We start from the raw sequence: 21,396 nt of genomic DNA on the forward strand, positions 1-21,396 counted from the left end.
TTCAAGAGAGGACTTTAAGGAGCTACATTGAGCCACTCGCGTTCACCTGACAGCCGGTTGCCTTTCACTCGTGTTTTGCACGGGGGGCGACGTCATGGACGCAGACTGTGCAACCACCCCACCGCCCAGAAGGACCGAAGGCTCCGTGCCCGTACCCGTACACCTCGCGGGCCGCACCGTGCGGCTCGAGCCCCTCGCCCCCCACCACACCGAGGCTCTGGCCGTGGCCGGGGCCGAGGATCGTACGACTTACGCCTTCACTCCCGTGCCCCACGGGGTGCAGGCGTCACACGAGTACATCGAACGTGCCCTCGCCGATCAGGCAGCGGGTCGATCGCTCCCGTTCGCGGTGGTCAGAGCCACCGACGGGCGGGTCGTCGGTTCGACCCGGTTCCTGGAACTCGACTACTGGCAGGGGCCTCTGGTCTGGCCCGCCGTGCCCGGAGTCCCGTTCGGCGATCCGGCGACGGCGATCCCCGATGCCGCCGAGATCGGCAATACCTGGCTGTCCCCGGGCGCCCAGGGAACCGGCATCAACACCGAGGCGAAGCTGCTCATGCTCCGCCATGCCTTCGAGACCTGGGGGGTACGGCGCATCTCGTTGCGCGCTGATGCGCGCAACGGTCGGTCGCGGGCCGCCATGGAACGTCTGGGCTTCACCTGCGAGGGGGTCCGCCGGGCCCATTCGCGGGGGCTCGACGGCGCCGTCCGCAGTACGGCCTTCTACTCGATCCTCGACGAGGAGTGGCCGGCCGTGCGGTCGATCATCGAACTGAGGCTGTCGGCGGGTGCGCAGCGCAAGCGGCGCCGCAAGACCCTGATCCCCGCGTAACCGCGCCCGGCCGGACGGAAGGACGGCACGCGCTCCAGCCCCGGCCCTCGCCGCGGCCTCCTCAGCCGAGGAGGGCCGGGGCGGGGGCCGGGTCCGTGTGCGGGGCAGCGACCTGCACACGAGCCGGGTACGGACGGGGGCGACTCGGTGCACTCCACCGGGCGCACGGGCCCCGGGCAATGGCCTCCCCCCGGGGACCCCAAAAGTAGGGAAAGTGCGGAACCCTGACATGCTTTCGTTCATCCTTCGAACGGAAGGACCCAGCAGTCAGACCACCCCGCCCCCCTGGGGCAGCACCAGCCGGAGAGCCACCGCACATGTCGTACGCACCCGACGGGCAGCAGTACCAGCCGTACCGGCCGGAAGGACAGATCCCGCAGCCGCCCCACGGCGACCAGTACGGCCAGCCGTACGGACAGCAGCCGCAGCCCGGCCGTCCCCAGCAGCCGTACGGACAGCAGGCGCAGTACGCACCTCAGGAGCAGTACGGCCAACAGCCGCAGTACGGGCAGCAGGGCCACTACGAGGAGCCCGAGCCGCCGCGCCGCAGGTCGCGGGGGCGCCGCTGGCTGATAGCGGGGGCCTCCGTGCTCGCCCTCGCCGGCATAGCCGCGCTCGTGCTGAACCACTACGAGATACCCCCGTTCACCGACAAGGGTTCCTCGGTCTCCTTCGGGCAGGCGCCCGCGGGGGGCGGCAAGAAGAACGACGCTCCGCCGCCGAATTCCAAGATGCTCATGCCGACCGGGCCGGCGGCCGAGTTCAAGAACACGATGACCCTCCCCGACGGCACGCACGTGGCCGTCACCACCCTGGACGGCAAGAAGTCCGGCTTCAAGGGCAAGGTCTGGGTCTGGGCCCCCAAGGAGTACAACGACCCGAAGTTCGCCAAGAGCGGCTTCCCGGTCATGATCGCGCTGCCGGGCGGCGCCGGTTACCCCAGCAACTACTGGATGGGCACCGACCTCGGCCTCCAGACCAGCATCAGCAAGTGGTACGCGGAGGGCAAGAGCAAGCCCTTCATCCTGGCGATGCCGGTCCTCAACCCCGCGCCGGACGACAAGGGCATCTACTGGGACGGCTCCGACATCCCCGGCCAGCCCAAGATGGGCACCTGGCTGACCGAGGACGTCCCGGACCTGATGAAGGCGAACTTCCGCACCGTCAAGTCCCGTGACGGCTGGGCCTTCATGGGCTCCTCGACCGGTGGTTTCGCGGGTCTGAAGGCCGTGCTGAAGCACCCGGACAAGTTCAAGGCCGTGATCGCCTCCGGCCCGGACGTCGTCCCGGACTCCTCCCTGTGGAAGGGCCACGACAAGGAGAAGGCCGAGAACAACCCGGAGCTGCTGGCGAAGCAGCTCATCGACACCAAGGGTCCCGAGGTCTACCTCGCCTTCCAGGTCGGCGACAGCGAGAACAACAAGAAGACCCTGCCCGACGTGCAGAAGTTCGTCGCCACCTACGGCAACAAGGGCCCCATCCACGCCGAGTTGAAGGTCATCAAGGGCGGCCAGCACAACGCCAAGACCTATGTGCCGAACATGGGCGAAGGACCGGTCCAGTACATCAGCAAGGTCATGGAAGGGCCCGTCGAGTAACCACCGGCTCCCCCGCACCATCGAGCTCCGGCCCGCCGAACACCTTCGGCGGGCCGTCGCCGTTCCAGGCCGCCCATCCCGGACGGCCCGTCACCGCGAACCGCACCCAGGCCGCGTGCATCTCGTCCGCCAGTTCCTGCGGGGTGTCCGGCCCGGCCAACCAGGCGGCCTCCGGCACGGCGAGCGTGTCGAACACGAAGCCCAACTCCAGGGCGTGGCAGGACCCCAGGCCCGGAACGCCGGAGGGCCAGCCGAACTCGTACAGGAAGCTCGGCGCCACCCGCCGCGCCCCGGCGAGCCGGCGCAGCGGGTCGCGCAGCAGCCCGTCGGTGAGCAACTGTCCGGCCACCTCGGCGGGGCTCGCCGCGGGCAGCGCGGCGCGCAGCGCCCGTACGGCCGCCCGGTCCTTGCCGGAGCGGGCGCGGGCCAGCGCCACGGCGAGCGGGCCGAGCCGGTCCAACAGCCGCATTCCTCCGGTGGGGGCGAGCCACAGCCGGTACTCGTCCCGGGTCCAGCCGAGGAGCAGCGGCACCTCGCCGGAGGCGGTCGTGGCGCACAGGGTGTCGAGGGGGTCGGCCGGGACCGTGTCCGGGTCGGTGACCAGGCCGAAGGCGGGTCCACCGAGGAGGGGACCCGATCTGCGCAGGACGGCCGCCTGGGCGGCCATCAGGTCGGACAGGGAGACCGCGGTGAAAGCCGCGGCGGTGGCCTCCACCTTCAGCAGCGACGCCATCCGCCGGACCATGGCGCGCACCCGGGGGCGCGGTAGGGCCTCGGGAGCCCCGCTCTGCAGGACCGCCCGGTGGAAGAGGCCGACCGCGCGCGGGGCGGCCAGGAGGGCGCCGACGCTGATGGCCCCGGCGGATTCGCCGAAGACGGTGACCCGGTCGGGGTCCCCGCCGAAGGCCCCGATGTTGTCGCGGACCCAGCTGAGGGCAGCGATCTGGTCCAGCAGGCCGCGGTTGGCGGGGGCATCGGGGAAGAGTCCGTAACCGAGGACGCCGAGGCGGAAGTTGAAGGAGACGAGCACGACCCCGTCGCGGGCGAAGGCGGAGCCGTCGTACACGGGAACGGCCGCGGAGCCGCGGGTGTGGGCCCCGCCGTGGATCCAGACCATGACGGGCAGCCGGGCTCCGGGGGCCGGGTCGGGGGTCCACACGTTCACGTTCAGGCAGTCGTCCCCGAGGATCACCGGGTCGGGGAGCAGGGCGGCGAAGGTGTCCGGGTAGGGCACCTTGGGCGCGGTCGGCCCGTAGGCGGCGGCATCTCGTACGCCGTCCCAGGCGGTCGGGGGCGCGGGCGCCGCGAAGCGCAGGGCTCCGACGGGCGGGGCCGCGTACGGGACGCCCTTGAAGACGGCGGTCCCCCCGGGCCCGCACCGACCCTCGACGACTCCGGCCGCCGTCCTGACCCGCGGCCGTCGGCGGTCGTCGGCGGCACCCTCTGCGCTCATCTCGTCCTCCTGCGATGACGGTGCCGGTCACACCGTCGCACCGTCGCACAGCCGTCCAACGGGTGACAAGGCGTGACCGGGCCCACGCCCGGCCCGGTTGGACGGGCATGCGATTCCTGCGTATCCACCATGCCGTGCCCGTCCTGCTCCTGACGGGCGCCACGCTCCTGCCCGGTGCGGCGCACGCGGCCACCGGTCCGGACTTCCAGTACGTCGGCCAGGACGATCGGGTCCACGGCCTCACCGCGCCGAGGGGGTGCGTGGAAGCGGAGGGCGGCGGCGCCCGGGCGGTGACCAACGGAACCGGGAGCTCGGCGACCCTCTTCGAGGGCCCCCGGTGTTCGGGCCGGGCCCTGCGGATCCTGCGGCCCGGGGAGGTCGGCCAGGTGCGGCCGTACTTCGCCTCCGTCCGGTTTTCCGTCACCGGGTAGGCGCACGGGCCGTGACCCCTTGGCCTCTCCCGCGTTGTATGCCATGTCAAATGCCACAGGTCCTGTGGCGCCCCACACATCTCATGAGGAGATCTTGATGTCGCGTATCGCGAAGGCATTGGCCATCACCGCTGTCACCGGCAGCGCCGTGGTCGCCGGTGCGGGTCTGGCTGCCGCCGATGCCGGAGCGCACGGTGCGGCGGTCGGCTCCCCCGGTGTCCTGTCGGGCAACCTGCTCCAGGTCCCGGTGCACGTCCCGGTCAACGTCTGCGGCAACACCGTGAACGTGATCGCCCTGCTGAACCCGGCGTTCGGCAACACCTGCGTCAACGCCTCCGGCGGTGGCGCCGACCACCACACCCAGGGCGGCGACTACGGTCACTGATCGGCTGATCGGCTGACGAGCGGAAGGGCCCCCGCCACCCGGCGGGGGCCCTTCCCCCTGTGTCCCGCGCCCCCACGTCCACACGTCCCCACATCCGCGGGTACGCACGGGGCCGCGCGCGTCATTCGTAGCGGTACAAGCCCTGGTGACCGGACATCTCGCGCGGGGTGATGTTCCACGGCGGCATCGGCTCGTCGAGGGCGATCACCCGGCCGCGCTGGAGGTCACCGATGGCGAGCGGGGCGGCGGGCAGGTAGCCGGAGCCGGGGTGCCTCTGCTGCCAGCGGTCCCAGATCAGGTCGACGAAGGCGTGGTGCAGCCAGAACGCCGGGTCGTTGGGCGCCGTACCGCCGGTCATGTGGCCGCCGATCCACTGGTGGACCTTGTTGTGGTTGCGCCAACGCTCGCTCCTGGGCGCCGACCAGCCCTCCAGCTTGTTGCGGAATCCGCCCGCGGTGGCCGTGGAGTCCCAGGGCGGTACGTCGTAGGTCGGGTCGTCGATCGCCCACTGGAGTTCGGTCGCGGTGGGCAAGGCGATCGGGTTCTGCGGCCGGCCGAGGTTGCGGGTGAGGAACGCGGACTCGGTGATGCCCACGGTAACCGTCCAGTTGCCCGTGTCGTAGGCGAACGGACCGGTCATCACCTTGCGGTCGCTCGCCCGGCCGGTGCCGCCGAGGAAGTCGTCGGCCCAGAGGGAGGAGACCGGGCTGGAGTCGGCGGTCCAGTCCCAGTACGGGACGCTCACGCCGGGGTCGATCTCCTGCAACTTCCTTTCGAACTCCAGCAGATAGCGCCGGTGCCAGGGGAAGAAGGACGGGGACATGTGCCCGACGCGCAGCTTGCGGTCGCGGTCGGGCACGAAGTACTTGTCGTGGGTGCGCACGAGGGCGTCGTAGGCGCCGCTGCGCTTGAGTTCCAGGACCGCCGCCGTGAAGCGCTTCTTCTGGGCGCGGGTGAGGTTCTTCTGGTTCTGCCGGGTGTGCAATGCGGGGTTCCTCCCGTTCCCGTGGGTCGGTCAGCGGTGGTGCGGGGCCACGAAGGCGAGCTGGGCGGTGCCCAGCTCGTCGACGGCGGCCCGGGCCAGTTCCAGCGGCGTGGCATAGGACTGGAAGTGGTTGATCCCGCTGAGGTAGCTGCCGTCGGCCCGGCGCATGACGTGCAGCGGGCGGCCGTCGATCCGGACCCCGGCGATGTCGACGGCGATGTGCCGGCCGCGGTAGGTCTCCTCCTCGGCGAGCGGCGCCGGGGTGAGGGTCTGCCGGGGACGCCGGGCGCGCAGTACGGGGGCCAGGGCCGCGGCCGTACCGGCGAGCACGGCCGCGGTGAAGGCCGTACGGAGAACCGCGCGGCGGGTCAGTGGTGCGGCGGGCGATGCTGCGGACATACGGTCTCCCTCGCTCGGTGGCCGGCGGCTACGGGTCTAACGCCGCGCGGCGGGCGAGGTCACCCGTGGGCGCCGCGGAGCTGCTTGTAGTAGAGGGTCGTGGGGCGGAGCCGGCCCGCCGGGTCGGTGGCGTAGTCGGGGATGGTGCCGGCCTCCGTCCAGCCGGCGCGGCGGTAGACCCCCTCGGCTCCGCTGCCGGTCTCGGTGTCCAGGAAGAGCAGCACGACCCCGGCCCGGGCGGCGGCCGACTCGGCCTCGGCGAGCAGGGCGCGGGCGGTGCCCCGGCCGCGGGCGGCTGGGTGGACCATGAGCTTGCGCAGCTCGGCGCGGTGGCGGCCGTTCGCCTTGGTCTCCCGGTACCAGCTGACGGTGCCGTCGATCCGGCCGTCGCCGCCGGTGCGGGAGACCCACAGCGCGAGCGAGCCGTCCTCGACGGCGGGCAGCAGGGAGTCCCACCAGGCTGCGGCGCCCCGTCGGTCCAGCCCGGCGAGGAAGCCGAGGGACGATCCGCCGTCAACCACGGCGAGCAGCAGCGTTGCGAGTTCGTCGCGGTGGGCGCGCAGGTCCGCGGCGGAGAGGGCGGTGATGGTGGCCGTCATGGGGCGAGCATACGGATCAAGCGATCGGGCGCGTCGGTCGGGCCGAACTTCCCGGACAGCTCCTCACCCCTTGCCTCACCTATCGAAAATCGATAGATTCCCATCGTAAGTCGATGGAGGGATGGGTCATGGGGAAACTGACGGTGGGTGCGTTGCGCGCCGTGCTCGCGGTGGTGCTCGTCGGCACCACGTTGGTACAGGTGTTGATGGTGTGGGCGTTGGCCACCGACCCGGAGGACGGCACGCTCCCCCTGACCCCGATGCGCGTGATCACGATCCTGGGCATGGTGTCGGCCCAGGTCGCCCTGGTCTGCGTATGGCGGCTGGTCACGATGGTGCGGCGGGGAACCGTGTTCTCCCACGCCGCCTTCCGGTACGTGGACGGCGTGATCGGCGCGATCGTGGCGGCTGCCCTGTTGTGGTTCGCGGTCACGGCCGTCAATGCCCCGGGCCAGCGGGAGGACCCGGGCGTCACCGTCATCATGGGCGGTGTCGGCCTGGCGATCCTCGGGGTCGCCCTCATCGTGCTCGTACTGCGCATGCTGCTCGCCCAGGCCGTCGCGCGCGACGTCGAAGCGGCGCAGCTGCAGGCCGAGCTGGACGAGGTGATCTGATGCCGATCGCCGTCGACATCGACGTGATGCTGGCCAGGCGGAAGATGTCCGTGGGCGAGCTCGCGGATCGGGTGGGGATCACCCCCGCCAACCTTGCGGTACTGAAGAACGGCCGCGCCAAGGCAGTGCGCTTCGCGACGCTCGCCGCACTCTGCGAGGTGCTCGAATGCCAGCCGGGCGACCTGCTGCGCTGGGAGTCCGAGGACCTCGCCGACGGGTGACGGACGGATGACGCGCCCCCGGGGCGGACGGGTCGTGCCGGCACCCGTCGGGCAGGCCGCAGCCCGCGCCGCGCGGCGTGCCCGCGGCCGTTCGGCCGCACTGCCCGGCCGGCCCGGCGGCGGGCCGGCCGGGACGACGCGTCCTACGGGGCCGGGAGTTCCGCGAAGTCCGCGACCAGGCCGCGGTGGTGGCCCGCCGTGCCGAGCGCCAGGGAATCGGCCTTGGCCCGCTTGAGGTACAGGTGGGCCGGGTGTTCCCAGGTCATGCCGATGCCGCCGTGCAGTTGTACGCACTCCTCGGCGGCGCGGACGGCCACGCCCGAGCAGTAGGCCTGGGCCACGGCGACCGTCAACGGGGCGTCGGGGGCCTCAGCGGCCAGGGCATCGGCCGCGGCCCTCGCCGCCGCGCGCGCGGAGGCCACGTCGAGCCAGAGCCGGGCGAGGCGGTGCTTGAGGGCCTGGAAGGAACCGACGGGGCGGTTGAACTGGTGGCGGCCCCGGACGTGGCCGACCGTCTCCGTCAGGCACCACTCGGCCAGCCCGAGCTGCTCGGAGGCGAGCAGTCCGGCCCCGGAGAGCAGGGCTCCGGCAATGGCGGCCCGGGCCGTTCCGGCGTCGGCGAGACGGGTGCCGGCCGCGGCCTCGAGGGTGATGGTGGCGAGCGGGCGGGTCAGGTCCAGCGGAATCCGCGGGGTCAGCCGGACCGCGGTGGCCGGGACGGCGTACAGCCCGGTGTCGGCCAGGACCAGCAGGACGTCGGCGGCCACCGCGTCCGCCACGGAGGTGACCGTGCCGGTCAGGACCCCGCCCCCGAAGTCCTGGACGGGGGCCGGGAGGGGCGCGCCCGGGGCGAGCGTCAGCGGCACGGCCGGGACGCACACCGTGCTGCCGGAGGCCAGTTCCCGCAGCAGCGGGGCGGCTTCCGCGGTGTCGCAGCCGAGCAGGATCTCCGTGGCAAGCACGGAGCTCGTCAGGTACGGGACGGGCGCCACGGCCCGGCCCAGCTCCTCCAGGACCACGGCCGCCTCCCGGTGGCTCGCGCCCTGCCCGCCGAGCTTCTCGGGGACGAGGAGACCGGCCGCACCGATCCGGGCGGCGAGGGTGTGCCAGAGCGCCGGGTCGTGCGGCCGGCCCGTCTCGGCCCGGTCGAGGACGCCCTTCGCGTCGCAGCGGTCGGCGAGGAGTGCGCGTACGGCGGAGCGGAGCTCCTCCTCGGCCTGGGAGTAGAGCAGGTCGGTCGGTGCCGCCGCAGTGGTCATCGGCTCAGGTCCTTCCAGGCGAGGTCCTTGTCGTCGCGCGGCTCGGGGGGCAGGCCGAGGACGCGTTCGGCGACGATGTTGAGGAGGATTTCGCTGGTGCCGCCCTCGATGCTGTTGCCCTTGGCGCGCAGGTAGCGGTAGCCGGCCTCGCGGCCGGTGAAGTCGACGCCGTCGGGCCGGCGCATGGTCCAGTCGTCGTACAGGAGGCCCTCCTCCGCGAGGAGTTCGACCTCCAGTCCGCTGATCTCCTGGTTGAGCCGGGCGAAGGTGAGCTTCATTCCCGATCCCTCGGGGCCGGGCTGTCCGGCGACGAGCTGCTGGCGCAGCCGTTCCCCGGTGAGGCGGGCGACCTCGGCCTCGACCCACAGTTCCAGCAGTCGCTGGTGGAGGGCGTGGGTGCGCAGCTCGGGGCGGTCGCGCCAGGCGGCGGCGACGGGGGCGATCATGCCGCCTTCGCGCGGGATGCGCATGCCGCCGATGGAGACCCGCTCGTTCATCAGGGTGGTGCGGGCGACCGCCCAGCCCTCGCCGACGGCGCCGAGGCGATGGGAGTCGGGGATGCGGACGCCGGTGAGGAAGACCTCGTTGAACTCGGCCTCGCCGGTGATCTGGCGCAGCGGGCGGACCTCGACGCCCGGGGCGTGCATGTCGCACAGGAAGTAGGTGATGCCCCGGTGCTTGGGGAGCCCGGGGTCGGTGCGGGCGATCAGGATGGCCCAGCGGGCGGTGTGGGCGCTGGAGGTCCACACCTTCTGGCCGTCCACGATCCAGTCGCCGGAGCCGCTCTCGCGGACCGCGCGGGTGCCGAGCGCGGCGAGGTCGGAGCCGGCGCCGGGCTCGCTGAAGAGCTGGCACCAGACCTCCTCGCCGACCCACAGGGGCCTCAGGAAGCGCCGCTTCTGCTCGTCGGTGCCGTACGCGAGGATCGTGGGCGCGGCCATGCCGAGGCCGATGCCGATCCGGCGCGGGTCGTTGTCGGGTGCGCCGGCGGCCTCCAGTTCGGCGTCGACGACGGCCTGGAGGGAGCGGGGCGCGCCGAGTCCGCCGAGGCCCTCGGGGTAGTGGACCCAGGCGAGTCCGGCGTCGAAGCGGGCGCGCAGGAACGCGGTGCGGTCGGTGCCGGCGGGCGGGTGCGCGGCGAGCAGGTCACGGACGCGTGCGAGCAGGTGGTCGGCGGTGGTCGTGGTCATCGGGACACACCCGGCTGCCGGGGCATGGCCAGGACGATCCGGCCGGTGGTGGTCCCGTCGGCGAGGCGCTGTACGGCGTCGGCGACGCCGGGGAGTGCGACGAGTTCGCTGATCAGGGGTTTGATGGTGCCGTCGGCGGCGAGGCGGGTGAGTTCGGTGTGGCAGGAGAGGATCGCGGCCGGGTCCTTGGCGGCGTACAGGCCCCAGTGGAGGCCGAGGATCGAGTAGTTCTTGACGAGGGCGTGGTTGAGGGCGGGGGCGGGGATGTCTCCGCTCGCGAAGCCGACGACGACGATGCGGCCCTCGAAGGCCACGCACTTGGTGGAGGCGGTGTACGAGGCGCCGCCGACGGGGTCGTAGACCACGTCGGCGCCGCGCCCGCCGGTGAACTCCTTCACGCGGGAGACGACGTCCTCGGCCGTACGGTCGATCACCAGGTCGCAGCCGAGTTCCTCGGCGGTGCGCGCCTTCGCCTTGCCTCCGACGACCCCGATGACGCTGGCGCCTGCGGCCTTGCCGAGTTGGACGGCGGCGCTGCCGACCCCGCCGGCGGCGGCGTGCACGAGCAGGGTCTCGCCCGGCTGGAGGCGCGCCCGGCGGTGCAGGCCGAACCAGCCCGTCTGGTAGCCGATGTGCAGGGCCGCGGCCTCGGCGTCGCTCAGGGCCTCGGGGGCCGGGAGCAGGGCCCGCTCGGACGCGATGACGTACTCGGCGAAGCCGCCGTGGGGCAGGCTCGGGGTGGCGATGACGCGGCGGCCGTCGTCGGTGAGGCCGCAGATCTCGACGCCGGGGGTGAAGGGCAGCGGCGGGCGGATCTGGTACTGGCCGCGGACGAGCAGCGCGTCGGGGAAGTTGAGGTTCGCCGCGAGGACCTGGAGCCGCACCTCGCCCTCGCCGGGTACCGGTTCGGGAATCTCTTCGAGGCGGAGTGCCTCTCGGGGTTCGCCGGGGGTATGTACTCGCCATGCCTGCATCCGGGGCCTCCAGCCGCCGTCGATGAACCACACGCTCCGCGGGCATACTAAGCAGTCGCTTGTCTCTCTGGGAACCATCGGTCGGGGTGGAGGACCCTCCGGACCGAATCAACACGCGTCATTCCGGCCACATCCGTCTCAAGATCAGGCAACATGTGGCGTGCACGTGTCATGACTCAACGGGGAACAGCACCTGTCCAGGGGGGACCACCACATGAGAAGAAGCATGTCCGCGGCCGGAGCCGCCATCGTTCTGGCGGGCCTGATCACCGCGGCCGGCCCGGCCTCGGCGGCGGGCACGACGGCCTCCTGCGCCCCGGGGATCGAGGTCCTCCCGGCGCTGGCGGGGTCGACCGGTTCCACGGCGGTGGGCTTCGGCACCGGCGGGATCGTGGTCGGCGACAGTGCGGGCCTGCCCGTCTACTGGACCGGCGCGGAGCACACGGTCCACGCCGTCCCGCTGCCCGCCGGCTTCGACCGGGGCAGCGTCAAGGCGGTCAGCGCCAAGGGCCTGATGGTGGGCACGGCCACCCGCGCCTCCGACCAGTCCATGGTCGCCTTCACCCACCAGCGGGGCTCCACGACCTCCGAGCCGCTCGGCTCTCCGGGCAGGGAGGGACGCGTCTTCGACGTCGACGTCAACGAGTCGGGGCGGGTCGTCTACGCCGAGAAGGGCGTAGCCAAGGAGTGGGTGAACGGGAAGGTCGTGCGCGAACTCCCGGTCCCGGCCGACGCGATCGCCGGCAGCGAGGTCGTCTCGCTGAACGGCATCAACAAGCGCGGTGACATAGTCGGCATGGTCTCCGGCTCCTACTTCGACGCCGAGAACGACATCATGGTCACCAAGAACTTCCCGGTGGTCTGGCCGGCCGGCGGTTACCCGCCCTACAGCCTCCAGGTCTGGAACGGCTACCACTCCTCGTTCACGACGGTCGGCCGGGACATCGACGACCGCGGCCGGGTGGTGGGCTTGGAGGACTACTACTACCGCAACGACCCGAGGAAGACCCCGGCCGTCTGGAAGAAGCCGTACGACGCCCTGCCCACCGACCCGGGCCTGGCCAAGGGCTACCACGACCTGGAGCTCTCCGGCAGCAGCCCGACCACGAACGTGGCCGTCGGCACGGCCACCAACTTCGAGGAGAGCTGGCCCAGCTTCTTCCAGGCCGTCTACTGGCCCGGCACGGGGGAGCCGCTGGTGCTGCCCTTCCCCGCCGGGACCCCGGGCGTGCCTCTGAGCCGGGCCTTCGCGGCCACCGACGACGACCGCGTCGCCGGCATGATCATCGACCGGGAGACGCGGGAGAGCAAGGCCGTGGTCTGGAGCTGCGCGAGCAAGCAGGCGTACGCCCAGAAGGGCTGACCGTCGGGGGCCGCGGTCCCCTGGTCCCGAGCCCCTGTTCCCGAGCCGGTCCTGTCCGGGGGATGGTCATCTCGACGCCCGCGCGCTATCGATGCCCCATGACGGACGAGATCCGGCGCGGGCTGCCCGCGCCACCGGCGCTCGGCGCCGCCGCCCTGCCCTCCGGGACCTTCGAGGGCCAGGTGGTCCTCGTGACCGGCGGCGGCACCGGGCTGGGCAAGGCCATCGCCGCCGAGTTCGCCCGGCTCGGCGCCGATCTGGTGATCGCGAGCCGGCGCGCCGAGCAGCTCAAGGCGGCGCGCGAGGAGTTGGCGGCCGTTCCCGGCGCGGGCCGGGTGACGGCCGCCGTCTGCGACATCAGGGACCCCGAGCGGGTCGCCGAGGTCTTCGACGCCGCGCAGGCGGCCTTCGGCCTGCCGGACGTGTTGGTCAACAACGCGGCCGCGAACTTCCCCTCTCCTGCGGAGGACCTCTCGCCGAACGCCTGGCGGGCGGTCGTCGACATCACGCTGACGGGCACCTGGCTGATGACCCGTGAGTTCGGCCGCCGCCACCTCGGCGCGGGCACGGGTGGCTCGATCGTGAACATCGGCGCCTCGTACGCCTGGACGGGCGGGCCGGGCTTCGCCCACAGCGCCGCGGCCAAGGCCGGGGTGAAGAGCCTGGTGGAGACGCTCGCCGTCGAGTGGGGTCCGTACGGCATCCAGATCAACGGGCTCGTCCCCGGGCTGTTCCCGCACGCCGACATGGCCGAGGACATTCGGGGCGGCCTGGAGCGCGCCGCGCCCGGCGCGAAGGACGCCCGGCAACCCGCCCTGCGGGTCGGCGCGCCGCGCGAACTGGGCTGGGCCGCCACCTTCCTGGCCTCGCCGTACGCGCGGTTCATCACCGGGCACACGCTCGTGGTGGACGGCGCGAACTGGCAGCGCCGGTCGGTGGTCAACCCCGAGGTGGTCCCGGTCCGCACCCAACTGGGCCGCGGCCCCTTCACCGCCTCCCCCTGAGCTCCGGTTGTCAGTGGGCGGTGCGAGGATCGGACCATGTCTCTCGCCGATCTGACCCTTGACCGCTGGCGCTCGCTCGACCCGGCCGCCGCCGCACGCCTGGCGCACGAGGCCGCCGTGCAGGTGGGCGGCCGGGTGGTGCTGCTCGACGCGGTCGGACACCTGGGCGGGCCGCTGCACCGCGTACGCATCGAGCGCGAGGGGCGGGAGTTCGCCCTCGTACCCGGCGGGACGGTGCGGCTGGGGTTCGACCTGGACGCCTGGGAGCCGACGCCCGCGCAGAGCGCCGACTACGCCGCGAGCGTGGAGGAGGGGTACGGGTACGGGCACGAGGACCTCAAGGCCTATCTCGCCGACGTGCTCAGCCCGCCGCGCACCGCCACGCTGGCCACCGTGCTCATGGCCGTCGAGGACGAGGCCCTGACCGGGTCGGCCGCCGACATGCCGGGCGCGCTCGCGGCGCACGGGCTGCGGATGCCCGGCGCCGACGAGTGGGAGCACGCCTGCGGAGCCGGGGCCGGCACCCTGTTCCGGTGGGGGAACGAGTGCCCCCTGGACGAGCCGTCGTACGGGAACGGCCGCGTGCGCCACGAGCCGAACGCCTTCGGCCTGCACATCGCCTACGACAGCTACGGCACGGAGCTGAGCACGGACCCGACCCGGGTGCACGGCGGCGACGGCGGGGAGGCCGTCTGCGGCGGGTACGGCGATCTGCTCGGCTGGCTGCCGCTGGCCACGGCCAACCGCAACCCGTACGCGGCCGAGTTCACGTACGGCCCGGACGGCGAGGGCATGTACGAGGAGTTCTCGACCCGACCGGTGCTCAGCCTCCGCTGAAGCGCGGGGGCCTGCGGGCCGCCTTGGCGGTGTAGCCCTCACGACAGTCCTCCGAGGTGAGGGTGAGGGCCGCGGTCATCGCCACCCGGTCGAGGGCCGCGGGAAGGGCGGCGTCGGCGTAGCCGTCGATCGCGCGCTTGATGCCCTGGACCGCGAGCGGCGCGTTGTCGGCGATCTCCCGCGCCACGGCTCGGGCGGCGTCCTCCAGCTCCTCGCCGGGGACGACCAGCTGGACGAGATGGAGCCGCTGCGCCGTCGCGGCGTCGACCCGCCGGCCCGTCAGGGCCAGGTACTTCGCCCAGCCCGCACCCGCCTCGCGGGCGATGCGCAGGTCGCCGCCCGCGTCCACCGCCACGCCCAGCCCGGCTTCCGGGAGCGCGAAGACGGCGTCCTCGGCCGCCACCCGGACATCGGCCATCAGCGCCAGTTCGAAACCGAAGCCGAGGCAGTAGCCCTGGACGGCGGCCACCACCGGCTGGGGAAGGCGGGCGAGGACCGCGAACCGCTCGTGCACCCAACGGATGCCCTCGTAGTAGTTGCGGGTGCGCTCGGCTGGGGAGTCGCCGGTGACGGCACCGCCCGGGGCGGTCACGTCGATGCCCGCGCAGAAGGCCCGGCCCTCGGCCCGCAGCAGCACCGCCCGTACGGACGCGTCGAAGCGGATCCGGTCCGCGAGCAGGCCGAGCTGGCGGGTGGACTCCCAGCTCCAGCCGTTGAGCCGGTCCGGCCGGCACAGGGTGAGGACCGCGAGGCCGTCCGCGACCTCCAGCCTGATGCGCTCCTCACCCTCCGCGATCTCCGTGGAGATGGTGTCGATCATCGTGTCCCGCACCCCCGGCCCGATGGCTGACGACCCGCTAATTTGACGGATCGTCAGACTAGGGGTAGCCGGTCAGCGGGGGAAGACCTCGAACGCCACGGCCGGACGCCCGTCGAACCGGGCCGCCGCCTGCTGGGCGTTCCCGGTGAGGAAGGTGCGGACGTACTCCTCGGGGTCCTGGTCCGTGAGCACCTCGATGTACGCCTTGTGCTCCAGGAGGGACTTGATCGAACGCTCCAACCCGGGGCCGGCGTCGACCGCGTGCGTCGGGGTGGCGGATCCGGCCACCGCGACCCAGCGCACGCCGTTCCACGGCTCCAGGCCCTGTTCGATCAGCTCGGGGAAGATCCAGCGGTTCCCGGCGTCACCGGCCGCGTCGAGCACGGCCCGCCCGACGGCCTTGTGGTCGGGGGTGTTCCAGTAGCCGCCGCCCTGTGCGCCGCCCCACGTGTCGCGGTGGTTGAGGGTGACGATCAGCTCGGGGCGGTGCCGCCGGATGGCGGCGGCGATGTCGCGGCGCAGGTCGAGGCCGTACTCGACGACGCCGTCGCGGTAGTCCAGGAACTCCACCTCGGACACGCCGACGACCGCGGCGCTCGCCCGCTGCTCCGCCTCGCGCAGGGGGCCGCAGTCGGCGGGGGCGAGGCTGTCGATGCCCGCCTCGCCGCGCGTGGCGAGGAGGTAGACGAACTCCCGGCCCCCGTCCGTCCAGTGCGCGATGGCCGCGGCGCACCCGTATTCCAGGTCGTCGGGGTGGGCGACCACCGCGAGGGCGCGCGTCCAGTCGGTGGGCATGGGCTGCAAGGCGGGCTGCTGGTCAAGTTGTTCGGTCATGTATCGCACCATAGGCGAATGGATCGACAGGGGCGGGTGGTGGCGCTGCTCGACGCCACGGGCATCTTCTTCGAGCCGGCCCGTACCGCCTTCCCGGGGGCGAGCGGGGCCGCGTGGGAGCGGGCCGGGCAGCTGGATCCGGGCGCGATCGGGCCGGACGGGAGCTGGGCGCTCGATTTCCGGTGCTTCGCGATCGCCCGGCCCGGCGGCCGCTGGGTGCTGGTGGACGCCGGCGTCGGGCCGGCGCAGTCGCCCGCCGCCGCCTGGGCGCCGGTACCGGGGCGGCTGCCGGACGCGCTCGCGGCGGCCGGCATCGCTCCGGCCGACGTGGAGGCGGTGGTCCTGACCCACCTTCATGAGGACCACTCGGGCTGGTCGTCGGGGGCCGACGGGAAGCCGTTGTTCCCGGCGGCCCGGTACGTGGTGCAGCGCGCGGAGGTGGCCTCGCTGGACCGGGCGGACCCGGTGTGGGGCTGGACGGTGGCGCCGTTGCGGGCGAGCGGGCAGCTGCACGAGGTCGACGGGGCCCACCGGCTGGCCCCCGGCATCACCTTGCTGCCGACGCCCGGGCACACCCCGGGGCACCAGTCGGTCCTGGTGGACCAGGGCGCCGGGGCCCGGGACGTGGTGGTCACCGGGGACGTACTGGTGCACGCGGTGCAGCTGGCCGACCCGACGGTCCCCTACTCCCACGAGCGCGACCGGGAGGCCGCTCGGGCCTCGCGCGAGGACCTGCTGGCGCGGGCCCGACGGCGCGGCGCCCTGCTGGCCACGGCGCACCTGACCCGCGCCTTCGTGGAACCCGGCTGACTCGGGCCCCGGCCGGCTCAGGCCTCGTCGCGGACCAGGGACAGCAGGCGGTCCAGGACACGGGTACCACCGGCGCCGAGGCCGTCGTGCTCGAACTCGTCCGTCACCCAGGTCCGCAGGCCGCGGATGGACCGGGCCGTCTCCAGCGAGTGCGCGGTGTCCACGTACATGTCGTCGTGGTAGACGGCGGCCGCCACGGGCACCTCGTTGGCGGCCAGGCGGGACGGGTCGTAGAGCGGCTGCCAGCCGGTGCGGGCGGCCAGCAGGTCCGCGGTCTCGCGCAGCGGGGCGAGGGACGGGTCGGTGGTGAAGTGCCAGGGGTGGATGGTCTCGCCGGTGAAGAGCAGCCACTCGTCGCCCGCGAGCGTCTTGTCGGCGTCGAAGCGGGGGTGGCCGGCACGCACCCGTTCGGCGGCCCAGGCGGTGGGCGCGGCGGGGTCCTGGGCGTAGATCGCCTCGTGGACCAGCGCGTAGAGCGGGTGCCCGGCGAAGGAGAGCTGGGCGCGGACGTGCTCCAGGAAGGCGTCGGAGAGGGCGGGTCCCGCAGGGGTCGGTACGAAGGCGTCCTCCAGCAGGTAGTGGAGCTGGTGGCTGCCGTCGCCCCGGCCGAGGAGGATGCCGAGCGACTGGAAGCCCTCGACGGTGAGGCGGTGGCCGCCGGGGAGTTCGGCCGGGTGCTCCGCGAGGTGGGCGGCGATCCGGCGGGCGCGCTCGACGTCCATCGGGTACCGGGCGTAGTGGGCCAGGTTCTTGCGCTCGATGCGGGCGTACGCGGCCTCGTACACCTCGTCGGCGGTGGCGGTCAGGGAGGGGAGGCCACCCGTGATCAGGGCGGCGGTGAGGCCTTCGGGCGCGGTGGAGAGGTAGTGGGTCGTGCAGAAGCCGCCGAAGCTCTGGCCGAGCACGGTCCAGGGCGCGCCGCCGGTCAGGCCCGGGCGGATGGCCTCGGCATCGCGCACGATGGAGTCGGCGCGGAAGTGGGCGAGGTACTCCGCCTGCCGGGCGGGGATGCCGCGCAGGGGCAGGGTCTGCCGGTTCACCGGGGTGGAGCGGCCGGTCCCGCGCTGGTCGAGGAGCAGCACCCGGTACTCGGTCAGCGCGCGCTCCAGCCAGGCCTGGCGGCCGATGAAACGGCGGGCGCCGAAGCCCGGACCGCCCTCCAGGTAGAGCAGCCAGGGCAGCGCCTCGGGGTCCCTGCCGGCGGCCACGACCTCCCGGGCGTACAGCTCGATCCGCTCCCCGTCCGGGCGCGCGTGGTCCAGGGGGACGGAGAACCGGTGGTCGGTGAGGACCGTGCCGGGCTGGCGGTAGCTGTGTGCGGTGGTCACGTACGGCCCCCAGGGGTACGAGGAGATGAAGGACCGCGCCCCGACCGGGTGGCGGCGGGGCGCGGGGGTGTGGCGGTCCGAGTCTAGGCAGGGCCGGACCCGACCGGACGGCCCGGCCCGGCCCGGCGTGACGGGCAGGGCCGGGCCGTGGTGTCAGAACTCGACGACCGAGCGGAGGACTTCGCCGCGTTCCATCCGGGCGAAGGCGTCCTCGACGCCGTCGAGCGGGATAGTCTCGGAGACGAAGGCGTCCAGGTCGAGCCGGCCCTGCAGGTAGAGGTCGATGAGCAGCGGGAAGTCGCGCTCGGGCAGGCAGTCCCCGTACCAGGAGGACTTCAGGGCCCCGCCGCGGCCGAAGACGTCGAGGAGCGGGAGTTCGAGCTTCATCTCCGGGGTCGGTACGCCTACCAGGACCACCGTCCCGGCCAGGTCCCGCGCGTAGAAGGCCTGCTGGTAGGTCTCGGGGCGGCCCACGGCGTCGATGACCACGTCCGCGCCGTTTCCGCCGGTCAGGGCCTGGACGGCCTTGACCACGTCCTCCGTGCGCCCGTTGACGGTGTGGGTGGCGCCCAGGCCCCGGGCCCACTCCAGTTTCCGGTCGTCCAGGTCCACCGCGATGATCTTGGAGGCGCCCGCGAGGCGGGCTCCGGCCACGGCCGCGTTGCCCACTCCCCCGCAGCCGATGACGGCGACGGAGTCGCCCCGCCCGACGTTGCCGGTGTTCAGGGCGGCGCCGAGGCCGGCCATCACCCCGCAGCCGAGGAGTCCGGCGGCGGCCGGCGCGGCGGCCGGGTCCACCTTGGTGCACTGGCCGGCCGCGACCAGGGTCTTCTCGGCGAAGGAGCCGATGCCGAGGGCCGGGGAGAGCGGGGTGCCGTCCTCCAGGGTCATGGGCTGGGTGGCGTTGTGCGTGGCGAAGCAGTACCAGGGGCGTCCGCGCTTGCAGGCCCGACAGGTTCCGCACACCGCACGCCAGTTGAGGACCACGAAGTCGCCGGGGGCCACGGAGGTGACGTCGGGGCCGACGGACTCCACGATTCCGGCGGCCTCGTGGCCGAGCAGGAAGGGGAATTCGTCGTTGATGCCGCCCTCGCGGTAGTGCAGGTCGGTGTGGCAGACCCCGCAGGCCTGCACCCGGACGAGGGCCTCGCCGGGTCCCGGGTCGGGCACGAGGATCGTCGTCGTCTCCACCGGTGCGCCCTTGCTCCGGGCGATGACTCCCCGTACGCGATGTGTCACGTCGTACCCCGCTCTGATCGAATCCGTCTGGATCAACGAACGTACACGGACGGCACGCGGTAAGGGAGTTGTGTCACGTTTCGGCGCGCTACCCGGCCAGATCCGGCGGTACGGCGGCCCGAAGTGCCGTGCCGAAGGCCGCCACGGCCGGGTGCGCCCCGGCTCCGCTGCGGAAGGCGAGGTTGGTGCGGCGCTCCATGAGCAGGCGGGTCAGGCGTACGGCCGGATCGGCCGGGCCGGTGACGCCGAGCTGCGGTACGACGGCCACGCCTTGGCCCGCCGCGACGAGGGCGAGCACGGTGGCGAACTCGTCGACCTGGTGGCGGACGCGCGGGGTGAAACCGGCGGCCTGGCAGGCCCGGACGGTCATGACGTGGCACAGGGTGCCGGGGGTGGCGGTGATCCAGGGCGCCCCGGCGTGCGCGCGCAGGACCGCGCCCTGGTCGGGGCCGCCGGACTCGGCGGCTCCCGGGGGCGGGGCGGGGGCCCCGGGAGCGGGTACGCCGGCGGCGGGAGCGGCCAGATACATCGCCTCGACGTAGAGCGGTTCGGTGGCCAGTCCCGGTTCGGGCTCGGCGGGTACGAAGTCGTACGCGTGCACCAGGGCCACGTCCAGGTCCCCGGCCCGCAGGGCGTGTGCCACCGCCGCCGGGTCCGTCTCCGAGACCATCGGCTCCAGCGCCGGGTGGCGCCGGGCGAGGGCGGTCAGCGCGGCCGGGACGATGGCCCGGGTGGCGGTGGGGAAGGCGCCGATCCGCAGGGCTCCGGCCAGGCCCCCGCGCGCTTCGGCGAGGTCGGCGTCGGCCCGTTCCAGCCGTTCCAGGACCGCCTCGGCGTGTCCGACCAGGTTCTGGCCGGCCGGGGTGAGGCGGACCCCGCGGCCGGTGCGCTCCAGCAGGGGCAGTCCGGCCTCCCGTTCGAGGACGCCGAGCTGTTGGGAGACCGCCGAAGGGCTGAAGCTCAGGGCCTCGGCGACGGCGGCGATGGTGCCGCGGCGGGCGAGTTCGCGCAGCAGGCGCAGGCGTCGTACATCGAGCATCGGCTCAGCTTACGGGTTGAGTAAGGAAAGCGAACTGGAATTGATGCTTCGGACGGGCAAGGCTCTGGGGCATGGCACAGGACATCGCAAGGAACCTCCCGTTGCACGGGATCCACGTACCGCTGATCACCCCCTTCACCCGCACCGGGGACGTCGCGGCCGAGGCGCTGGAGGCGCTCGCCCACGAGGTGCTCGACGCGGGCGCCCGCGGCATCGTCGCGCTCGGCACCACCGCGGAGGCGGCCGGCCTCGACGGGGCGGAGCGCGACCTCGTCACCACGGTGTGCGCCCGGGTCTGCGGGGAGCGGGGCGCACCACTGGCCGTCGGTGCGGGGGCCGGCGGCACCCGGGCCGCCGAGGCCTCGCTGGCCCGACTGACCCGGTGGCCCGAGGTGCGGGCGGCGCTGGTGACGGTGCCGCCGTTCGTCCGCCCCTCGGCCGCCGGGGTGCTGGCGCACTTCGCGCGACTGGCCGAGGTGAGCCCCGTACCGCTGATCGTCTATCACATCCCGTACCGGACCGGGCAGCCCCTGGACGCGGCCGCACTGCGGGCGCTCGGAGCGCTGCCGGGGGTCGCCGGCGTGAAGTACGCGGGCGGCGGCATCGGCGAGGACGCGGTGGCGCTGCTCGGGGACCTGCCGGCCGGGTTCGAGGTGCTGGCCGGCGACGACGCCTACCTGTCCCCGCTGCTGGCGCTGGGAGCGGTGGGCGGGATCCTGGCCTCGGCACATCTGGCGACGGACCGCTTCGCGGAGCTCGACGCGGCCTGGCGGGCGGGTGACGTGGCCCGGGCGCGGCCGCTGGGGCACGCGCTGGCCCGGATGTCGGCGGCGGCCTTCGCCGAGCCCAATCCGGCGGTCCTCAAGGGCGTCCTGCACGCCCAGGGGCGGATCCCGACCCCCGACGTCCGGCTGCCCCTGTTGCCGGCCTCGCGGGGGGCGGTGACGGCTGTGACGGCCGCCCTGGAGCGGCTGGCGTGACCCAGGGCTCACACCGGCCGAAAACCTGCCCGAAAGAGTCCTGAATGGGCGATTTAGCACCTATCGGCAGTTCGCCCGAATGAGGCACTTAGAGAGCGGACTTGCCCGTATTGGCCGTCCGGTCGACGACCCGTGATGTGAGCCACACCGAAAACGTCAACATCATTTCCGACAGACAGCCGATTCCCTTTTCCCGGAAAGG

At 73.2% G+C, this 21,396-nt stretch carries 23 protein-coding genes; 11 read left to right on the plus strand and 12 right to left on the minus strand.

All coding sequences use genetic code 11. The features are described 5' to 3' along the window. Positions 1 to 145 precede the first annotated feature (145 nt). The gene (locus OG207_RS02555; protein ID WP_150261243.1) at positions 146 to 832 is read left to right on the plus strand and encodes a GNAT family N-acetyltransferase; all 687 of its coding nucleotides are present in this window, start codon (positions 146 to 148) and stop codon (positions 830 to 832) included. A 317-nt stretch (positions 833 to 1,149) separates the two neighbouring features. Continuing rightward, positions 1,150 to 2,430: an alpha/beta hydrolase gene (locus OG207_RS02560; protein ID WP_329095453.1), complete on the plus strand. Its 1,281-nt coding sequence runs from the start codon at positions 1,150 to 1,152 to the stop codon at positions 2,428 to 2,430. On the opposite strand, the gene OG207_RS02565 is transcribed toward OG207_RS02560, so the two are convergent. Further along, positions 2,408 to 3,883 (minus strand): carboxylesterase/lipase family protein, encoded by a 1,476-nt coding sequence (locus OG207_RS02565; RefSeq protein ID WP_329095455.1) that lies wholly within the window; start codon positions 3,881 to 3,883, stop codon positions 2,408 to 2,410. The genes OG207_RS02560 and OG207_RS02565 overlap by 23 nt on opposite strands. Positions 3,884 to 3,990: 107 nt before the next feature. Between OG207_RS02565 and OG207_RS02570 the strand changes: the two genes are divergently transcribed. Together OG207_RS02570 and OG207_RS02575 are read left to right on the plus strand one after the other, a co-directional pair. Next, positions 3,991 to 4,314: a hypothetical protein gene (locus tag OG207_RS02570; RefSeq protein WP_329095457.1), complete on the plus strand. Its 324-nt coding sequence runs from the start codon at positions 3,991 to 3,993 to the stop codon at positions 4,312 to 4,314. Positions 4,315 to 4,411: 97 nt separating this feature from the next. Next, entirely contained in the window at positions 4,412 to 4,699 is a 288-nt protein-coding gene (locus tag OG207_RS02575; RefSeq protein ID WP_329095459.1) for a chaplin, read from the plus strand. A 121-nt stretch (positions 4,700 to 4,820) separates the two neighbouring features. Here OG207_RS02575 and OG207_RS02580 read toward each other — a convergent pair whose 3' ends face one another. From OG207_RS02580 to OG207_RS02590, 3 genes are read right to left on the minus strand one after another with little or no spacing between them, the layout of a single operon-like run. Continuing rightward, positions 4,821 to 5,684 (minus strand): tyrosinase family protein, encoded by an 864-nt coding sequence (locus tag OG207_RS02580; protein WP_329095460.1) that lies wholly within the window; start codon positions 5,682 to 5,684, stop codon positions 4,821 to 4,823. A gap of 30 nt (positions 5,685 to 5,714) precedes the next feature. Then, on the minus strand, positions 5,715 to 6,083 hold the full coding sequence (locus tag OG207_RS02585; RefSeq protein ID WP_329095461.1) for a tyrosinase family oxidase copper chaperone: 369 nt from the start codon (positions 6,081 to 6,083) through the stop codon (positions 5,715 to 5,717). A gap of 59 nt (positions 6,084 to 6,142) precedes the next feature. Next, the gene (locus OG207_RS02590; RefSeq protein ID WP_329095463.1) at positions 6,143 to 6,682 is read right to left on the minus strand and encodes a GNAT family N-acetyltransferase; all 540 of its coding nucleotides are present in this window, start codon (positions 6,680 to 6,682) and stop codon (positions 6,143 to 6,145) included. A gap of 128 nt (positions 6,683 to 6,810) precedes the next feature. Here OG207_RS02590 and OG207_RS02595 point away from each other — a divergent pair, with 128 nt between their 5' ends. Continuing rightward, on the plus strand, positions 6,811 to 7,296 hold the full coding sequence (locus OG207_RS02595) for a DUF2975 domain-containing protein (RefSeq protein WP_329095465.1): 486 nt from the start codon (positions 6,811 to 6,813) through the stop codon (positions 7,294 to 7,296). Further along, positions 7,296 to 7,517: a helix-turn-helix domain-containing protein gene (locus tag OG207_RS02600; protein ID WP_329095467.1), complete on the plus strand. Its 222-nt coding sequence runs from the start codon at positions 7,296 to 7,298 to the stop codon at positions 7,515 to 7,517. The genes OG207_RS02595 and OG207_RS02600 overlap by 1 nt, the downstream gene beginning before the upstream one ends. A 143-nt stretch (positions 7,518 to 7,660) precedes the next feature. Here the strand turns inward: OG207_RS02600 and OG207_RS02605 are convergent, their stop codons facing one another. From OG207_RS02605 to OG207_RS02615, 3 genes are read right to left on the minus strand one after another with little or no spacing between them, the layout of a single operon-like run. After that, positions 7,661 to 8,776: an acyl-CoA dehydrogenase family protein gene (locus OG207_RS02605; RefSeq protein ID WP_329095468.1), complete on the minus strand. Its 1,116-nt coding sequence runs from the start codon at positions 8,774 to 8,776 to the stop codon at positions 7,661 to 7,663. Next, positions 8,773 to 9,966, minus strand: coding sequence for an acyl-CoA dehydrogenase family protein (locus OG207_RS02610; protein ID WP_329095470.1), 1,194 nt, complete (start codon positions 9,964 to 9,966; stop codon positions 8,773 to 8,775). The genes OG207_RS02605 and OG207_RS02610 overlap by 4 nt, the downstream gene beginning before the upstream one ends. After that, positions 9,963 to 10,940 carry an NADPH:quinone oxidoreductase family protein gene (locus tag OG207_RS02615; RefSeq protein ID WP_329095472.1) on the minus strand — a complete coding sequence of 326 codons (978 nt, stop codon included), beginning with the start codon at positions 10,938 to 10,940 and terminating at the stop codon, positions 9,963 to 9,965. Before OG207_RS02615 ends, OG207_RS02610 begins: the two co-directional genes overlap by 4 nt. Positions 10,941 to 11,166: 226 nt before the next feature. Here OG207_RS02615 and OG207_RS02620 point away from each other — a divergent pair, with 226 nt between their 5' ends. The 3 genes from OG207_RS02620 (at position 11,167) to OG207_RS02630 (ending at position 14,144) form a co-directional block, all read left to right on the plus strand. Then, a complete protein-coding gene (locus OG207_RS02620; RefSeq protein WP_329095474.1) occupies positions 11,167 to 12,303 on the plus strand; it encodes a hypothetical protein in 1,137 nt (378 codons plus the stop codon). A 98-nt stretch (positions 12,304 to 12,401) separates the two neighbouring features. Then, positions 12,402 to 13,307, plus strand: a complete 906-nt coding sequence (locus OG207_RS02625; RefSeq protein WP_329095475.1) for an SDR family oxidoreductase — start codon at positions 12,402 to 12,404, stop codon at positions 13,305 to 13,307. A gap of 36 nt (positions 13,308 to 13,343) precedes the next feature. Then, complete coding sequence (locus OG207_RS02630) at positions 13,344 to 14,144, plus strand: hypothetical protein (RefSeq protein WP_329095476.1); 801 nt, start codon at positions 13,344 to 13,346, stop codon at positions 14,142 to 14,144. Here OG207_RS02630 and OG207_RS02635 read toward each other — a convergent pair. Both OG207_RS02635 and OG207_RS02640 read right to left on the minus strand, forming a co-directional pair. Continuing rightward, positions 14,131 to 14,964, minus strand: coding sequence for an enoyl-CoA hydratase/isomerase family protein (locus OG207_RS02635; RefSeq protein ID WP_329095477.1), 834 nt, complete (start codon positions 14,962 to 14,964; stop codon positions 14,131 to 14,133). The genes OG207_RS02630 and OG207_RS02635 overlap by 14 nt on opposite strands. Positions 14,965 to 15,036: 72 nt before the next feature. Beyond that, positions 15,037 to 15,798 carry a PIG-L deacetylase family protein gene (locus OG207_RS02640; RefSeq protein ID WP_329095479.1) on the minus strand — a complete coding sequence of 254 codons (762 nt, stop codon included), beginning with the start codon at positions 15,796 to 15,798 and terminating at the stop codon, positions 15,037 to 15,039. A gap of 18 nt (positions 15,799 to 15,816) precedes the next feature. On the opposite strand from OG207_RS02640, the gene OG207_RS02645 reads away from it, so the two are divergent. Further along, positions 15,817 to 16,608, plus strand: coding sequence for an MBL fold metallo-hydrolase (locus OG207_RS02645; protein ID WP_329095481.1), 792 nt, complete (start codon positions 15,817 to 15,819; stop codon positions 16,606 to 16,608). Between the two features lie 17 nt (positions 16,609 to 16,625). Here the strand turns inward: OG207_RS02645 and OG207_RS02650 are convergent, their stop codons facing one another. The 3 genes from OG207_RS02650 to OG207_RS02660 form a co-directional block, all read right to left on the minus strand. Beyond that, positions 16,626 to 17,936 carry an alpha/beta fold hydrolase gene (locus tag OG207_RS02650; protein ID WP_329095483.1) on the minus strand — a complete coding sequence of 437 codons (1,311 nt, stop codon included), beginning with the start codon at positions 17,934 to 17,936 and terminating at the stop codon, positions 16,626 to 16,628. 153 nt (positions 17,937 to 18,089) lie between these two features. Beyond that, complete coding sequence (locus OG207_RS02655; RefSeq protein WP_329095486.1) at positions 18,090 to 19,175, minus strand: S-(hydroxymethyl)mycothiol dehydrogenase; 1,086 nt, start codon at positions 19,173 to 19,175, stop codon at positions 18,090 to 18,092. Positions 19,176 to 19,263: 88 nt separating this feature from the next. Beyond that, the gene (locus OG207_RS02660) at positions 19,264 to 20,214 is read right to left on the minus strand and encodes a LysR family transcriptional regulator (protein ID WP_329095487.1); all 951 of its coding nucleotides are present in this window, start codon (positions 20,212 to 20,214) and stop codon (positions 19,264 to 19,266) included. Positions 20,215 to 20,285: 71 nt separating this feature from the next. Between OG207_RS02660 and OG207_RS02665 the strand changes: the two genes are divergently transcribed. Further along, positions 20,286 to 21,194 (plus strand): dihydrodipicolinate synthase family protein, encoded by a 909-nt coding sequence (locus OG207_RS02665; protein WP_329095489.1) that lies wholly within the window; start codon positions 20,286 to 20,288, stop codon positions 21,192 to 21,194. The last annotated feature ends 202 nt before the right edge of the window (positions 21,195 to 21,396 follow it).

This window comes from Streptomyces sp. NBC_01439, assembly GCF_036227605.1.
Lineage (GTDB): Bacteria > Actinomycetota > Actinomycetes > Streptomycetales > Streptomycetaceae > Streptomyces.

Coding starts and splice junctions, on each gene's coding strand:
- OG207_RS02620 (WP_329095474.1), top strand. CDS start 11,167: ATGTCCGCGGCCGGAGCCGCCATCGTTCTGGCGGGCCTGATCACCGCG.
- OG207_RS02585 (WP_329095461.1), bottom strand. CDS start 6,083: ATGTCCGCAGCATCGCCCGCCGCACCACTGACCCGCCGCGCGGTTCTC.
- OG207_RS02590 (WP_329095463.1), bottom strand. CDS start 6,682: ATGACGGCCACCATCACCGCCCTCTCCGCCGCGGACCTGCGCGCCCAC.
- OG207_RS02640 (WP_329095479.1), bottom strand. CDS start 15,798: ATGACCGAACAACTTGACCAGCAGCCCGCCTTGCAGCCCATGCCCACC.
- OG207_RS02610 (WP_329095470.1), bottom strand. CDS start 9,966: ATGACCACGACCACCGCCGACCACCTGCTCGCACGCGTCCGTGACCTG.
- OG207_RS02570 (WP_329095457.1), top strand. CDS start 3,991: ATGCGATTCCTGCGTATCCACCATGCCGTGCCCGTCCTGCTCCTGACG.
- OG207_RS02630 (WP_329095476.1), top strand. CDS start 13,344: ATGTCTCTCGCCGATCTGACCCTTGACCGCTGGCGCTCGCTCGACCCG.
- OG207_RS02665 (WP_329095489.1), top strand. CDS start 20,286: ATGGCACAGGACATCGCAAGGAACCTCCCGTTGCACGGGATCCACGTA.
- OG207_RS02595 (WP_329095465.1), top strand. CDS start 6,811: ATGGGGAAACTGACGGTGGGTGCGTTGCGCGCCGTGCTCGCGGTGGTG.
- OG207_RS02660 (WP_329095487.1), bottom strand. CDS start 20,214: ATGCTCGATGTACGACGCCTGCGCCTGCTGCGCGAACTCGCCCGCCGC.
- OG207_RS02575 (WP_329095459.1), top strand. CDS start 4,412: ATGTCGCGTATCGCGAAGGCATTGGCCATCACCGCTGTCACCGGCAGC.
- OG207_RS02615 (WP_329095472.1), bottom strand. CDS start 10,940: ATGCAGGCATGGCGAGTACATACCCCCGGCGAACCCCGAGAGGCACTC.
- OG207_RS02645 (WP_329095481.1), top strand. CDS start 15,817: ATGGATCGACAGGGGCGGGTGGTGGCGCTGCTCGACGCCACGGGCATC.
- OG207_RS02605 (WP_329095468.1), bottom strand. CDS start 8,776: ATGACCACTGCGGCGGCACCGACCGACCTGCTCTACTCCCAGGCCGAG.
- OG207_RS02560 (WP_329095453.1), top strand. CDS start 1,150: ATGTCGTACGCACCCGACGGGCAGCAGTACCAGCCGTACCGGCCGGAA.
- OG207_RS02635 (WP_329095477.1), bottom strand. CDS start 14,964: ATGATCGACACCATCTCCACGGAGATCGCGGAGGGTGAGGAGCGCATC.
- OG207_RS02625 (WP_329095475.1), top strand. CDS start 12,402: ATGACGGACGAGATCCGGCGCGGGCTGCCCGCGCCACCGGCGCTCGGC.
- OG207_RS02565 (WP_329095455.1), bottom strand. CDS start 3,883: ATGAGCGCAGAGGGTGCCGCCGACGACCGCCGACGGCCGCGGGTCAGG.
- OG207_RS02600 (WP_329095467.1), top strand. CDS start 7,296: ATGCCGATCGCCGTCGACATCGACGTGATGCTGGCCAGGCGGAAGATG.